Origin of the sequence: Empedobacter sp. UBA5528 (genome assembly GCF_002426075.1) — a bacterium.
Classification (GTDB): domain Bacteria; phylum Bacteroidota; class Bacteroidia; order Flavobacteriales; family Weeksellaceae; genus Empedobacter; species Empedobacter falsenii_B.
On sequence record NZ_DINY01000051.1, the window covers coordinates 26,547 to 41,679 of the forward strand.

Genomic DNA, 15,133 nt, shown 5'->3' on the forward strand with positions numbered 1-15,133 from the left:
TCGACTTAAAGTTTTTATTTGGTTAAAATCTTAACCTTTAATTTTTGAAGCAATTGCGAATTCTTCTGCAAAAGCAGCGATTCTTTCTGCAACTTCTTTTTCCTCTGTTGCTCTTTCGTAAGAACTAGACATTGAAATTAAAATTTGGTGAAAGAAACGTTTCATATCATCTTGTGTCATTTCTTTTGTCCACAAATCGATACGCAAAGCCTCTTTTGCTTTATCATCCCAAACAGAAAGTAACATTGCTTTTGTTTCTTCGTGACTAATTCCACCGTCTGGTGCATTCCAAGTCATTTTTTCTGGTACGTGATTTTCGTCCAATTCAATCTCTACCGTAATATTTGTTGTTCTCATAACTTCTAATTATTAGTTTATTTCACAAAATGGTAAACTTTACCATCAATTGTTTTTGTTGTATAATTTGTTGAATTATTACTTTCTAAAGCTGGCTTATATTTAGAATCTTTGAAGATTTTTTGACCATCCATATCATCTAACAAAGCTTTCAATTCTACCTTCGGATTCTCTTTCATGTATTGGCGAATAATTTGCAAACCAATCCAAGCCGCAATTCTTCCTGGAGAATCTTGTTCTATTTCATTATTAAATTTAGAAAATGGACTAACTGCTAAAAAGCGTTTATCCAAAGAAGCATCTGAACTGAATACATAATTTTGCTCCACAAAAAAGTTCCAAATTTGACCTTCGTTCTCAATACACCACTGAATTTGTTCTGGCGTGTAACCAACTTTATATTCGTCTGGTGTATCTGTTAACAATGCATCTTGCAAAATCAATTTCTTCCCTTCATAAATCATTTTATCAATAAATAATTGATTTCTTGGGCTAAATGTTACCACATCATTCGCAATCGCATCAACAGCTTGAGAAGGCAAACGATTAAGATCTAAATTTGTGCGTAAATAACGTTCTACGCCAATGCTATCATATAATTTATTCTTTGACCCCAAATACGCATCCATCGCAATAAACATCAAGCCAGATTGCTGACTAAACATCACAGGATAATCTATATTTTGCAAACCTGATGAATAGGTATAAACCGTCGGAATTTTATATTCTGGAAAATAAAATTGGTAACGTTGAAACATCGGAGTTAACGATTCATTTAAGTTTTTAAAATCTCCAAAAACCTTTCGAGATTGTCCATAAATACTCAACTCTTCTTTATTACGACGTTGACTTTCCCATACGTCATCCGCAGTTTTTGCATCAAAAAAGAAAGGATAATCTTTTCGTAAAGCCGCTAAAGGAATCGAATCGTTAAAAAAATCTTGGCTGATATCATGAATATTCAACTGAACATTTTGTTCTTTGACATCCACTTCCCACGATTTTTCTTTTTTGCACGCAGTAAATAAAATTAAACTCGCAAAAGCTAAGCCATATACAAATTTCATTGCTTGGTTATTTAGCTAACAAAAATAGTAAAATAATCTGTAGTATTTTCAACCCTAATTTTTTTCATAATCTGCTATCTTTGAAATAAATTATTAAACTATGCAAACTGAAAAAGTTGTAGAATATATTGTTTCTTGGTTGAAAGATTATTTGGAAACAGCGCACCAAAAAGGCTTTGTGATTGGAATTTCGGGCGGAATTGATTCGGCTGTAACCTCAACACTTTGTGCGATGACAGGCTCCCCTTTACTTAATTTGGAAATGCCAATTCATCAAGAAAAAAATCAAGCGGATAGAGCAAAACGTCATATTGAATGGTTAAAAAATAAATTTTCTTCGCCAATTGATTCAATAGAAGTTGATTTAACCTCAACTTTTGATGAAATGGTTTCGGCTTTACCAGAAACGGAAACGACAGATAAAGTGAATTTAGCGTTGGCCAATACGCGCTCTCGTTTGCGTATGACAACATTGTATTATTTTGCTGGTTTACACAATTATTTGGTTGCAGGAACAGGAAATAAAGTCGAAGATTTTGGTGTTGGTTTTTATACCAAATATGGTGATGGCGGTGTAGATCTTAGTCCAATTGCTGATTTGATGAAATCGGAAGTGTATAAAATTGCTGAGTTTTTAGGAGTTAATACAGATATTCAAAAAGCAAAACCAACAGATGGTTTGTTTGGTGATGATCGTTCGGATGAAGATCAATTAGGTGCAAATTACGATGAATTAGAATGGGCAATGAAAGCGAAAGAAGCTGGAAAAACTGCAAATGAATTTGAAGGTAGAGAAAAAGAAGTATTCGAGATTTATTCCAGATTAAATCGTATTAACCAACATAAAATGGTTCCAATTCCGATATGTGATATTCCTGAGGAGTTGATGAACTAAGCGGTAAGCACAATTAATTTTTTCAATATAAAAGCAAGCGAAAGGTTGCTTTTTTTTATTTTGATGTGATGTTGAAACGAGTTCAATATGACTTACGTATAAATGTCATTCTGAATAAAACGTTAGTAGAATGAAGAATCGAAGATTCCTCCTAACGTCGGAATGACATTTTCTTAGTTTACACTTGAATAAGTCAAAAAGATAAGAAAAACAAAAAACTCAGTAATACTACTGAGTTTTTTTATGTTGTAAATAATATGCTATTGCGATATATGCGAGGGAGATTCCGGATAAGTTTACCATTAAATCGACAAAATCAAAACTACGATGAAGTGATGTTAAAATACCTTGCAAAATTTCGATAAGAAAACTTACCAAAAACGGAATTATCATCAAGCGCAGAGTTGTTATTTTGTATGCGACAAATAACAAAATCGTCATCATCCCAAACATTCCACAATGTACAATTTTATCTAAATTATCAATCTCCAAAAAGATTTCTAATTCTTTGATTGTGCTTAATTTCGAGAAATTTTCTTGTGGAAGTAGCGTCAGATAAAACACCAACGCTACATATGCAAAGAATATTATTTTTTTTGTCTTATGCACCAATTAATTCTCCGTAAGCAGCTGCGTCTAATAAAGCATCTAATTGAGAAGCATCTTCAATTTTTACTTTGATAATCCACCCTTTTCCGTAAGGATCAGTGTTGATTAATTCTGGCTCACCTTCTAATTCAGTGTTAAATTCTACAACTTCACCGCTAATTGGCATAAATAAGTCAGAAACTGTTTTTACTGCTTCTACTGTTCCAAATACTTCTTCTTGACCTAAAGTTTCTCCTTCTGTTTCTACGTCAACATAAACAATATCTCCTAACTCTCCTTGTGCGAAAGCTGTAATACCGATTGTTGCTACATCTCCTTCTACAGAAATCCACTCGTGATCTTTACTGTACTTTAAATTGTTTGGAATGCTCATAATGTTTGTTTTATTGTTTTTTTAATTTCCGAATGTAAAGGTAGCACTAAATCCGGCACGAATTTGAGAAATTGGAAAAGCTGTTGAAATTTTATATTTACTCATCATCTGATCCCAATAGAATCTCAAGTTCAAATTCTTACTTACGTTATAATCTGCCGTTATCTTAAACGTCATAATTCGCTGTCCACCTGTAATTTGCGAATCTCCATAAATACTTGTTGGTACGTTTGGATTTTGTACGTCATCAAAGTTATAAATTACTTTTCGAATTGTTGTTTGATTATCTCTTAATGAGAAATCTCCACGAATATTTAAGTCACCTTTGATTGTTTTCTGATTTCCTTGGTAACGAATCTTCATTTTGAAATCTTTGAAAATATACCCAAATCCAATAATATATTCAGATCCATAATCTTCTGTATACGTATAATTTGTTGTACTTAATGATAATAAACGATCTCTGTTATATTGTGCACGTAATTGCATACTGTTACGGAATGTTAAATCCACTCCCAATAATGGTGAAAATGATTCGATCATCGTAACCGCTCCATATAAATTCTGTGTATAGAAGTTTCCGTTTTCATCTTTACCAGTCACTTGTCCACCACCCATAATTCCTGTATCTAACATAAAGTTTGGATTGGACTGAATACCAGTTGTTGTATATGTCGAATTATATGAACTCGAAACCTCAACATTATCAAAATATTTATTAATAATTGGAACAGATTTCAATCCTGTGTACGTTACGCGCCAATTCGGAACTGGAATAGAACGATTGTACCCTAACTTAGACGAACCTGCATCTTTTCCTTGGACTGCCGCTAAAAAGGCTGGTAAAAGTACATCAGAACTTCTTGCATTAAATCCTTCATAATAACCCAATCCATCAACATTTCCACTACCTCTTTTCTGTGCTAAACGTCCAGAAATAGTTTTAGTATTTGTTAGGAATTGCTCAAAAATTGCATCTCCATCTTTGAAAGCTGTTTTGATATTAACAGTTGAAATATTAAGATTTGCTAATTCATCGATGTAAAGATTTTCGACTGCTAAATTAAATCCTGAATGATAAATACGACGATCTTTTGTGCGTTTTGCATTCAAATCAATTCGTAAATCTGGAATAGGCTCAATTAAAGCAGTTCCATTAAAATCAGAACCTTTTGTAATTTGATACGCATCTGTCATCAATTCATCACCAACAATCAATCCTCTTTCGACTAATTGTCGTTTGATATCGAATTGCGTTCCATAAACAAAACCTAAAGTTGGTCCATTTTTACCATCAACACCAAAGAAACCTGGCTCATACAATAATCCTGGAATTACAGCTCCATTTGTCTGATTATACGTAAAATTAGCACGCTTTAGTGATGATAAAACCATCCAACCATAATCTTTTGCTGTAAATTTATGTTTGAATTTATAAGCTGATTTCTTATTTGTACGACGTTTTTTAGCAAATAAATTTGTATAAACTGTATTCAACGAATCTATTTCTGCTCGACGTCCTTTTAAGATCGAATCGTAACGTTTATATCCTTTAAATTCTGGATAAAATTTTGCAAAATCTAAATCTCCCATCAAGTTGATCGAATTCGAGTTTTGAGCTGTACCNNTCAAAATTTCTGTAAGCTGTAGAAGTTGCAATCCAGTTATAATTCGAAGTAAATCCAGCTTCAACATTCATCCAATTTAAATATGGGAAGAATTTTAAAGGTAATTTATAATTCACCTGAAATTGTTGATCATACTGAACTGGACGTCCAATTGTGAACATATTTTGCCAAATCATATCTTGATCTGCACGCTGGAAAGTTGTTCCATCATTCAATGTCATTGTCGAAGATGTTAAATCTAAACGCAACGATTTTGTCAAATCAAAACCTAAATTATATTGCCAATTGAACAAGAAATTGTTACTATATGTCGGACGAATTAAACTCGATGAGCTTCCTCCACCTAAATATTGACTGATATCTCGATATTGTCTTTCACTGTAGGTACGCGCAATCTCTGTACGGAAAGAGAAACGTGTTGGCAAAGGATTCACATTAAATTCACGAATAAATTGTAAATATTTTCCTGATTCCTCTTTTGGTTGAACCGCACGCCATTTTTTGAAAGGCTCGTACGATTTTCCTCTAAATCCGTAATTATAATTAATCGACGCTCTTAATTGTTGGTTGATGTTATATTGCGTGTAAATATCACGGTAATAATTATCCGAATACATCATCGAAACTGAAAAGTTAGATGGATCATAGAAACGAACAGGGTTGTTGTTATTTGTTGATCTAACTTTTCGAATATTATTAAAAGCAAAACTTTTGAACTGCGTATAAGTACGAACAACTTTTTCTAATTCAGCTTTATTAGGCGCTTCATCAAAAATAATATCATTGTCTAATGGATTATATTTTGGATCGACAAAACTTTCCTGAATTGTAAAATCGAACGGAATTTCCATTCCCCATTTCTTTGGTAAGAATTTGTCTAATTTTACTTGTGCATTCAACGCATATTGTAATGATTCGTCCTGATTACGATTTGCAGGACCTTGATCTATCGCACCAAAACCTACAGAACTTGTGCTTCCAGAAACTTGTACATTCGCAAAATCACCTAAATTGAACTGCACATTTGCTGAAGCTGCATAACCACCTTGGTTATCAATTTCGCTTAAACGAAGTTCATTTACCCAAAGTAAAACTTCTTTATCAGACGGTCCAGAAGTGTTACGAACCCCAATCATAATTGAAGAGACATTACCCAATGTTGGACGACCTTTTACATAAACCGTTTTGTTTGGATTCTCTTGATCAAAAGCAAAATTGAAACGTTGCAATGTACTGAAACCATCAGCATCCCTTTGTTTTTTAGCATCTGTAAACAAATCTGTATTCAGATCGATAAAGTTTTCATCTGGCCAAACTGTGCTTTCTGTTGCAGAACTTTGTGGCGTATATTTCAACGGCATTTCATATTCATAGTAATTATCTGTATAATCACTACCTACACGAATAAATAATTTTGTACCATTATCAATCGCATTTGACGCTCTATCTAATAAGTTTTGAGCAGATACAAACATTTGCAACTTTTTGTATCGACGCAAATCTAAATTTGTATTCTTAAAAATAGCTTTTGAAGTACTTCCTGGTTTAAACTTCGCCTTCAATGTCATCGAAGCTTCGTTCTGAGATTGATATCCCGTTGTTCCTTGAGTTTGTTCACGATAAACTCCAGGAGGAATCATATAACGAGGACGATCTGTACCATTTCGTTCGATACTTACCTCACCAATTTCTAAATCATCAATATTTTTATCCTCCTCATAACCTTCTTGATTACTAATGATATAAGGATAAATGTTTTTTGTATAACGACGCCATTCAGAACGAACTAAATCAAAAGTACCAAAACGTAGAGTTGTTTCTTCCTCGAAACCTCGCATCACCATACGCATAAAACGAGCAGCTGTTAACACACTTTCTGCTTGTGCAATAGACGCATCATTGTTTAACTCTTCTACTCCATCTCCGTCAAGATCTAAATCAAAGTTATCAACAGGAATACGAACTTGATACCATTTTACATCATGTTTCGTTTTGTCAGGAAATTCTCCCTGAACCGTTTTTCTTGCAACAATAAATTTATTGTTTGGATCTTCTAACGTTTGACGGTTAATTTTTAATGTATACTGATTATAGTTTTCTGTCTGATCTAAATTGAAATCACCATTAATATCTTCTGTATCTGGCGTTAAAGATGATGCATGTAAAGGATTATCAGTTGAATTATTTCCTTGTGGATTTCTGAAATAACGGTAACGATCTTGAACCGTATTCCCGATTGATGCACCTCTAAAGCGATCATCTAAGAAGAATAAATAATTATCATTTGCAGGATCTAATTCTCCTGTCACTAAATTATTACTCGTAATTCCATAACGTTGCGCTTCTTCCTCATCTGTTAATCCATTATAACCCAAATCTTGTTGTTTTCGGGCAGCTCCATCCGTATCAAAAGCATATAAAATTGGATTTAACTGAGGTGTTAATCCCCATTTAGAAGCAACAGTCGCCGCACCATTTCCAGAATGAGGCAATCCATTTTCGTACATCATTTCGCCGTCTTTTAAGACGTCTTCTGAAACATTTCCTAAATGTACCAATAACTCTCCTTCTCCACCTTTTCCATCTGCATAAGGATCCATCATCCAAAACTCGATGTATTCCACATTCGAATCTTTGAAGTTAGAAACTGAAATAGGACGCATAATTGCTCCCCAGTTTTTCGTATCTACTGCATTTGGATTAACATTATAAGGTCCACGTTCTTGCGGATAGAATGTCATATCAAATGTGCTGATGTACGAATTTGTACCAGCCATTACATCACGTTGATCAAAAAGCTCTTTTAACTTAATGCGACGTGCCATGTGTGTTGACATTTGTTGATCTGTTAAAGGCGAACTTCCTCCCATACCATAAAAACGCGGATCAATAGAATACCATGATAACATACGACGACCATTGTTGAATGATAAATCGTCATTTTTCATTCCATTTGGGAAGAACGGGTGGTAACCAGAAGCAGAATATCCAGCAGGTTTTCCTGGTGTTGATCCAAATTTCCATGAACCAACATCTAATAAACTAATGCGCGATTGTGCATCTTCGAAATCGTCTATATAAGAATAACCTCCTGTCACTTTGTTCATTCCTGGCATCAAATAAGCCGCCTCTGCCTGAACACTAATGTTCGACATTTGGTCCGTTTTGATTCCCGGAATTTTATTTGTTAAACGAGTTAACCACTCAGCTTCTGAGTTATATTGTGTATTAAGTCCAACAATTGTGTTATTCACAGGTTCTGAACCAAATTGTGTTTTTTGCGTAACTGGACGTTCTTGGTAATTAATTAAAGTTCCGCCTAACATAAACTTATCACTAAATTTATGCTCGACATTAATTCCCATGAAACGTTTTTTCTGTAAATTAAATGTAGATTGATTTTCTAAAGAAACATTAATTGGTGCTCCAGAATTTTTCAATTGTTCATTAATGATTTTTACACGCCCCAACTGATAATCTACCGTATAATCTACGCCTTCCGTCAACGTTGCTCCACCAGAAGTTACTTTAACAGAACCTTGCGGCACATTGAAAGCGCCCAACGGAATACCATCTGTCACCGTTCCTTTGTAACGACCTTCTAACGTATAACGATTAGCTAATTTTTCGCCAGAAAGTGTATTTGGTAATTGACGATAAATTTGATTAAAAACATATTCTTCATTTTGACCTTTTAATTTATTGCTCAAATATTTACCAAAAGGTTCAACAGAAGTGAAAATAATATTTCCTCTTTCTGTATCAATTGTTAACCCTGGTTGAAAATCAAATAAACCATCACCTTTACTTCCGTCAGGATTTTGTTGTAATTGTCCGTTCGAATTTAATCTATCCATGTTCAGAACTTGAATTAACGATTGTTCTGAAACAGCAGAATTTGGTAAGTAATTTAATTTTCCAGAAGATTGTTCACCATTATCCTTGAAATTAATATTCATCAAAAAATCTTCACTCGAAACACCATAAGCATTTAACGAATAAATATTTTTCATCATCAAATCCCACATTGGCGAAGCCACATTAACTGCAGAATTTGGTTTGATTAATTTCGCAATAATTGGTTTATCTGTCTCGCTCGACATTTGTCCAACTTTGTATAATTTTGTCGGATCAGAGCTTAACGAATATTGAAACGAAACCGCTAATAAATCTTCACCATCAACCAAAGGCGTATTCAAGGAAATGTATCCTAATTTTGGATAGAAAGTGAATTCGGAAGCATCAAGTTTACGAACATTTTCGTTGACGATAAAGTTTTCTCCATCCTGAAATTGTTCTCCATTGAAAGAATATCCGTTCAAATAACTTCTTGCATCACTAATCTTAGTAAAACCTTGAGAATTAATCTCATTAAATAAGGCATTACTACTATTTTGAGGCGCTGTATCACCTTCTGCAATATCTCGCAAAGCGATAATAGAACGTCTATTCTGTTGATTCCCTCCAGATTTATCAACTTTCCAAACCTCAATATTACTGATATTGATATTACTGTTAACTGCAGGATAATTTGCTAACGCTCTATCGTAACTATTTCTAAAAAATTGACCTAAGAAAAAGTGTCTATTGTATTCATATTTTTCGGCAGCGACTTTAAAATCAGTCATCACACCGCCACCTTGAACCACAATATTTTTAGATTCCGAACGTTGTTCTGAAAAGACAGCCGATACATTTGTACGACCGAATTTAAGATCTGTTCTAACTCCAAAAAGTGATTGCGCACCTGTAATCAACGAAGTACTAAGCGGCATCGAAATATTACCAACCTCTATATTTTGTAGAATATCATCTTCTCCTCCAAATGGATCCAATTTATTCCCCAAAGCCTTTCTCCACTGAAGTTTCATTTGATTTTCGAAGCCAAAACCAGCTTGCGTATCATAATTCACTTTCATCTGAAGATTTTCTCCGACTTTACCCAAAATACTCAATTGCATACGTTGATTAAGATCCATTGTAAGCGTTTGACGGTTTTGTGGCAACAACATTGGGTTATCTATCTTTTGCAAGAAAACACCCAATTCTAAATTTGCATAACCTTGCGGAATCAATGAGATTTCTGATCCACCAAAAATAGTTTCGAAAGCTTTCGATTTCACCTTAAAACTTGGTAAAATACTTCCTTCTTTTTTTCCTTCCTTATCTCCAAAACGTTCTTCACGATAAAATTGATCGTTGGTTTGAGATTTTGTACGGAAATAATTTTTCATGTCTTGATTCTGAACCAAAGTCAGGTATTCTTGACGTGTCAAATAGATAGGTTCGGAAACTAAACTTGTTCCAATTTGAGGATATAAAATATACTGACGCTTTATCGCATCATATTGTACATCGTATTTTATTTGATTATCTAAAAACAATCCACCTTTTTGATCTCGGATAGGAAACTTAAGCGTATCACTTTCCTGAGCCATAACATCGCTCATAGTTCCCATTGCAAAAAGGAAACACAAAGCTGCTATAGTAGAGCCTTTACGAATAGTTTTTGGTTCGTTATGAATCTTCATTAAATTTTCTTCAAGGTTTCTTTTACTAAGAATTCCACGTCTGCATCTGGCTGATCTTGTAGGATTTTGTCCATAATTTTCTCTGCAGATTTTTTAGGAATTCCTAAAACTTCTAAAGCAGATAACGCTTCATTCTTAGATTTATTTTTAACCGAAGTAGAATTAACATCTAATATTAAATTTTGATCCAATTTATCTTTCAAGTCAATGATAATTCTTTGCGCTGTTTTAGCTCCAATTCCTTTTACACTTTGCAATAATCTGGCATCTTCTTGAGCGATTGCAGTTGCAATTTCTTTGGAAGAAAGTGTCGAAATAATCATCATTCCAGAAGCTGGACCAACACCGTTAACACTAATTAATTTCTGAAAAATTTCTCGTTCTAGTTTTGTTGCAAATCCATAAAGTATATGCGCATCTTCGCGAACGATCAAATGTGTAAAAATTGTAACCAATTCTTCGTGTTCTAAAGTAGAATATGTATTTAGTGAAATATTGACCCAATATCCGACCCCATTGCAATCTATTACAGCATTTGTTGGATAAATCTCGATTAATTTACCTCTTAATTGTGTTATCATTTTGACGTTTATTTAGTTACACTACATATAGTGATAACGTCAAAAATACGATTTATTTTGTAAGGATGAAAGTATTGATTTTAATGAAAGCCTTGTCAAGATTTAAATCTTAACAAGGCTTCAATTGATTTGAATTAAATATTTTGAGAAATCAATTTTTAGTTTTTTAACGCTTTAATTTTCTCAATCATTCTTTCGGCATTACCGTTGGTTCCGCCAAGGCTGATGGCTTTGTTGTACCATTCTAATGCCAAATCGTATTGCTTGTTAGTTAGATAAGCTTCGCCCAAACTATCAGCAACACTTGAGTTATTTGGAAACTCTTTTACAACCAATTGAAATATTTTTATCGACTCATTTATTTTGCCCGCTCGTAGAAATTCATAACCCAAAGTATTAAGTTCGATTGGATTTTCAAAACTATATTCTTTTTCGGAAGTATTTTTCAGTTGATAATAATTTTCAATCGCTTTATTGACGTCGGTTTGTGCTTCTTTTCTTAAAGCTTGGTAAACCGATTTTTTAGGAATTTCGAATGTTTTTCCTAGCATAATATCTCGAATGACATGTCCCAAATCCCAAACTTTATTCCGACTGTTGGATGCTAAAATGATAACGACATCGTTCTTCATATCATTTAACACCAAAGATTCAAATTTATAGGAAACACCGTTATGACGCTGCAACTCTTCATCTCTAAAATAATCTCCAAATGATCCACCTTGATGGTCTTTTGTGTAGGGATTATTCAATAATGTTTCAAAAGATTTTCTAGAAATTAAACGATTATGATTCATCGCATCAATCCATTTGTACATGTCATTAGTATCCAACCAAAGCCAACCGCTGACAAATTCCATTTCTGGACACCGAACATTATCCATATCATAGCAAGACGTTCGATTTTTATAACCAAATTTCGGATCAAACACGGAATTGTTCATTTTCAAAGGTTTTATAATATTTTTCGTAACAAAATCTTGGAAAGTCATTCTTGTTATCTTTTCAATAATTCTTCTTTGTAAAAAAACATTGCCGTTATCGTATCGGTAATCCTTTCCAGGTTCAAATAACAATGTATCTGTTTTTCTCAAAATCTTCCACGCTTCTTCATCGTTTTTCGGGACAATTAATCCATTTTCTATTCTGGGAATTCCGCTAGCATAATTAATCAAATGTCTGGTTGTTACTTTTTCCGACCATTTCGGCAAATCCAAATTATATTTCGAAATCGGGTCATCAAGCTTAAGTTGACCACGTTCTACCAACATCAAAATCGCAACTGCATTAAACTCCTTTGCAATAGAACCAAAATTGAAAATTGAATTTTTCGTTAAAGATTTTTTCTTCATTTCATCAATAAAGCCAAAGGGATTTTTGATAGATAATTTTTCCTTTTTTGGCAACCAAAACATTTCCATTGAACAAATCTTTTTCGTAGGATTTAGTCATTAGTTCATTAATTTGATTGATTTCTGTTTTTTGTTCAACCGGCTTTTGAGCTGAAAGAAAATTGGAGAATAAAATACTTCATGATATTAAGACAATTATTTTTTTCATTGTAATTATATTTTAAAAACTTTCTGCAAAGCTGATCTAAAAAGCGTTGATACACGACCGATTAAAAAAAATCGAACGCATTTTCAGCAAATAATTTTATTTTACAAAGCTTCCTTTCTGTAATCGGTTGGTGTTTTTCCTGTATATTTTTTGAAGGATGTATTAAACGAAGATTTGGAATTAAATCCAACTTGATACAAAATTTCCAAAACGGTCAACTCTTTTTGAGTGCAATCTTTTAGAATTTGTATGGCTTTTTTAATTCGATATTCATTTACAAAATCAAAAAAATGTTTGTCCATGTACAAATTAATCAAAGCCGATAAATCTTTCACAGGCATATTTAATTGCTCTGCCAAATTCTGAATCGTTAAAGATGAATCGAGATAAGGTTCATTTTTAACCATAAAATCTTTTAATGATTCTATTTGATTATTTTTTTCGACGTCGATTTCTAGTGTAGATTTTTGCTTTGGAATAGCTTCCTTAATCGGTTGCAAATTTTCATTAACTCCTCGGAAAAAATCAGGATTATTTAATGCGACAAATAGATACCAACAAGTACAAACAAAAAAAGAAAAACCATCTAGCATCACAATCCATTCCCTCAATTCGCCGAAACCGTAAGTGAAAGTAATCACCCATCTTATCAATACTAAAAAATGTACAACGTAATATAGAATGGTGATTTTGTAAAGCGCATTAAACTTAGAAATATCAGGATTTGCATAATTTTCGAAATAGACTGTTTTCGATTTTCGAATTACCAAAAATGAAGCAATAAAATAGATTTGAAAAAGAACTTCGAACAGAATATAAAAAAAATTCATTATCGGCGAATCATTCAACTCATTTATGAAACTAATTTTTCCAGCCCTATCTTGAAAATAAATTCCATATGCCATATACAAATTGAACGCAACGAATGGAATAGTGTGCCACAAATACTTCGGTTTTAAACGGAATTTGTTAAAACTAACCGACAAAACATAGAAATAAAATGTTGCTGGAGCCAAATAATTAAAACTCCAACGGAAAGCTTCTAGGTTGATGTAATTCACAGGAAAATCACGCATCAAAAACTTCAATCCATCTGCAGCAGTTGTAAAAAGAAAAAAAGCAAGTAAGCAATTTGAAAGTTTGTGCTTACTTTTTACAGTTACCAAAAACAAGGCAAGCACAAGAACAAGGAAAACTCCTATAAAAGCAGCGATTTCTTTAAAAGTAAATTGGTCCATTTTTGTAAAACAAAATTCAAAAATACTAACGCAATGATTCTTTAATTTTTATGCAATAAAGGTATTAATATTAGATTTAAAAACTTAAAATGTGAAATAAAAAACTCTTTTTCTTGTTGCGAATTATTTGAATAAAAAATGATAATCACATACAATGCTCATCCATTCCATTTAGCTGAAGTGCTTCTTTGGCTGGTGAAATGAAAGGAATGTTTAATTCTAATCCGCGAAGGATAAATAATACACCCAAAATAAGTGTGATAATTGGTAAGATTTTTAAGATAGTTTGACGTTGTTTCACTGATAAAAAATTACCAAATAAAACGGTGGCAAACATTAAAGGCAAGGTTCCAAGTCCGAAGAAGAACATGAATAGTGCACTTTTGTAAACTGATCCTAAACCAATGGCTGCTGTAAGTGAAGCGTAAACCATTCCGCAAGGTAAAAGTCCGTTTAATAGACCAACTATATAAAGAGAGGAAGAATCTTTCTTGATTAAGAATTTACCAAGAGAGAGTTTTACTTTTACCATCAAGGCGTTTACAGGACGAAGTTGCGTAGCACCATTTTCGTAAAATTTTGGAATCATGACCATAATAATCATCAAAACTCCAATCAAAATACTTAGATAATTTTGTAATCCAACAAATGAAAATGATTCGCCAATCAATCCTAAAATTACACCTAAAATTGTATAAGTGGTTACACGTCCTAATTGATAAGTCAAATTACGAAGTGTAAATTTTAGTTTGTTTTGAGATTCTAATCCCAAAGATAAAGCAATAGGTCCGCACATCCCCACGCAATGCAGGGACGATGTAAGACCTATGGATAATGCTATGATAACTATTGTGAAATCCATCGAATGGACTTTTTAATCAAATAAGTTTGATTATTTTCTTTCCAGCTTAAAGTTAATTCGTATTCTCCATCAATTAACTTAACAGATGGTACTAAAAAATTCTTTTTATCAGATAATTTAATCGGCATTTTGACATCTTTTGTTTCGTCATCATTACGCATCAAAAAAATATCTCCTTTAAAATCGGAAGCAGTAGTTGCTGGAAATTTAAATAAAAATCCATTTGCTTGTACAATAACTTCTGGTTTCTCGGTCAAAGCATTTGCTCGTTTTTCTGCATTTATTTCATCCTGAAAATGAATTTCTTTTTCGTAATAATCCTCGGTTACCATTCCGCCTGTATCTCCTGCAAAATATAACAACGATAGAATGAATATCATAAAACATCCCAAAGCAATTGCTACATAATGTCCCCAATTTAACTTCATATGA

General features: G+C 33.1%; 12 protein-coding genes. 1 reads left to right on the forward strand and 11 read right to left on the reverse strand.

Annotation, left to right across the window (positions count from 1 at the left end; genetic code table 11):
- Positions 1 to 30: 30 nt before the first annotated feature.
- Positions 31 to 357 carry a gliding motility protein GldC gene (gene gldC, locus B4L98_RS11350; RefSeq protein WP_038335027.1) on the reverse strand — a complete coding sequence of 109 codons (327 nt, stop codon included), beginning with the start codon at positions 355 to 357 and terminating at the stop codon, positions 31 to 33.
- Between the two features lie 17 nt (positions 358 to 374).
- Positions 375 to 1,424 (reverse strand): gliding motility protein, GldB, encoded by a 1,050-nt coding sequence (locus tag B4L98_RS11355; protein ID WP_125349894.1) that lies wholly within the window; start codon positions 1,422 to 1,424, stop codon positions 375 to 377.
- Positions 1,425 to 1,524: 100 nt separating this feature from the next.
- On the opposite strand from B4L98_RS11355, the gene nadE reads away from it, so the two are divergent.
- Complete coding sequence (gene nadE / locus B4L98_RS11360; protein WP_291078255.1) at positions 1,525 to 2,319, forward strand: NAD(+) synthase; 795 nt, start codon at positions 1,525 to 1,527, stop codon at positions 2,317 to 2,319.
- 228 nt (positions 2,320 to 2,547) lie between these two features.
- Here nadE and B4L98_RS11365 read toward each other — a convergent pair whose 3' ends face one another.
- The 9 genes from B4L98_RS11365 to B4L98_RS11405 all read right to left on the reverse strand — a co-directional run bounded on the left by B4L98_RS11365 (position 2,548) and on the right by B4L98_RS11405 (position 15,129).
- Positions 2,548 to 2,928: a VanZ family protein gene (locus B4L98_RS11365; RefSeq protein ID WP_291078257.1), complete on the reverse strand. Its 381-nt coding sequence runs from the start codon at positions 2,926 to 2,928 to the stop codon at positions 2,548 to 2,550.
- A complete protein-coding gene (gene gcvH / locus B4L98_RS11370; RefSeq protein ID WP_038335019.1) occupies positions 2,921 to 3,301 on the reverse strand; it encodes a glycine cleavage system protein GcvH in 381 nt (126 codons plus the stop codon). The genes B4L98_RS11365 and gcvH overlap by 8 nt, the downstream gene beginning before the upstream one ends.
- A gap of 21 nt (positions 3,302 to 3,322) precedes the next feature.
- Complete coding sequence (gene sprA, locus B4L98_RS11375) at positions 3,323 to 4,894, reverse strand: cell surface protein SprA (RefSeq protein ID WP_291078258.1); 1,572 nt, start codon at positions 4,892 to 4,894, stop codon at positions 3,323 to 3,325.
- Positions 4,854 to 10,460, reverse strand: coding sequence for a cell surface protein SprA (gene sprA / locus B4L98_RS11380; RefSeq protein ID WP_291078260.1), 5,607 nt, complete (start codon positions 10,458 to 10,460; stop codon positions 4,854 to 4,856). The genes sprA (B4L98_RS11375) and sprA (B4L98_RS11380) overlap by 41 nt, the downstream gene beginning before the upstream one ends.
- Positions 10,460 to 11,041 carry a Holliday junction branch migration protein RuvA gene (ruvA, locus tag B4L98_RS11385; protein WP_219033851.1) on the reverse strand — a complete coding sequence of 194 codons (582 nt, stop codon included), beginning with the start codon at positions 11,039 to 11,041 and terminating at the stop codon, positions 10,460 to 10,462. The genes sprA (B4L98_RS11380) and ruvA overlap by 1 nt, the downstream gene beginning before the upstream one ends.
- Before the next feature lie 158 nt (positions 11,042 to 11,199).
- A complete protein-coding gene (locus B4L98_RS11390) occupies positions 11,200 to 12,462 on the reverse strand; it encodes a serine hydrolase (protein ID WP_291049691.1) in 1,263 nt (420 codons plus the stop codon).
- A 240-nt stretch (positions 12,463 to 12,702) separates the two neighbouring features.
- On the reverse strand, positions 12,703 to 13,839 hold the full coding sequence (locus B4L98_RS11395; protein WP_286495313.1) for a helix-turn-helix domain-containing protein: 1,137 nt from the start codon (positions 13,837 to 13,839) through the stop codon (positions 12,703 to 12,705).
- A 145-nt stretch (positions 13,840 to 13,984) separates the two neighbouring features.
- Positions 13,985 to 14,701 (reverse strand): sulfite exporter TauE/SafE family protein, encoded by a 717-nt coding sequence (locus B4L98_RS11400; RefSeq protein ID WP_291078262.1) that lies wholly within the window; start codon positions 14,699 to 14,701, stop codon positions 13,985 to 13,987.
- The gene (locus B4L98_RS11405) at positions 14,686 to 15,129 is read right to left on the reverse strand and encodes a FixH family protein (protein WP_286495315.1); all 444 of its coding nucleotides are present in this window, start codon (positions 15,127 to 15,129) and stop codon (positions 14,686 to 14,688) included. The genes B4L98_RS11400 and B4L98_RS11405 overlap by 16 nt, the downstream gene beginning before the upstream one ends.
- Positions 15,130 to 15,133: the final 4 nt, after the last annotated feature.

Bases quoted from the DNA above. Each gene is read 5' to 3' on its own strand.
- B4L98_RS11390 (WP_291049691.1), bottom strand. From the start codon at position 12,462: ATGGAAATGTTTTGGTTGCCAAAAAAGGAAAAATTATCTATCAAAAAT.
- B4L98_RS11400 (WP_291078262.1), bottom strand. From the start codon at position 14,701: ATGGATTTCACAATAGTTATCATAGCATTATCCATAGGTCTTACATCG.
- B4L98_RS11405 (WP_286495315.1), bottom strand. From the start codon at position 15,129: ATGAAGTTAAATTGGGGACATTATGTAGCAATTGCTTTGGGATGTTTT.
- gldC (WP_038335027.1), bottom strand. From the start codon at position 357: ATGAGAACAACAAATATTACGGTAGAGATTGAATTGGACGAAAATCAC.
- nadE (WP_291078255.1), top strand. From the start codon at position 1,525: ATGCAAACTGAAAAAGTTGTAGAATATATTGTTTCTTGGTTGAAAGAT.
- gcvH (WP_038335019.1), bottom strand. From the start codon at position 3,301: ATGAGCATTCCAAACAATTTAAAGTACAGTAAAGATCACGAGTGGATT.
- B4L98_RS11355 (WP_125349894.1), bottom strand. From the start codon at position 1,424: ATGAAATTTGTATATGGCTTAGCTTTTGCGAGTTTAATTTTATTTACT.
- ruvA (WP_219033851.1), bottom strand. From the start codon at position 11,041: ATGATAACACAATTAAGAGGTAAATTAATCGAGATTTATCCAACAAAT.
- sprA (WP_291078258.1), bottom strand. From the start codon at position 4,894: ATGGGAGATTTAGATTTTGCAAAATTTTATCCAGAATTTAAAGGATAT.
- B4L98_RS11395 (WP_286495313.1), bottom strand. From the start codon at position 13,839: ATGGACCAATTTACTTTTAAAGAAATCGCTGCTTTTATAGGAGTTTTC.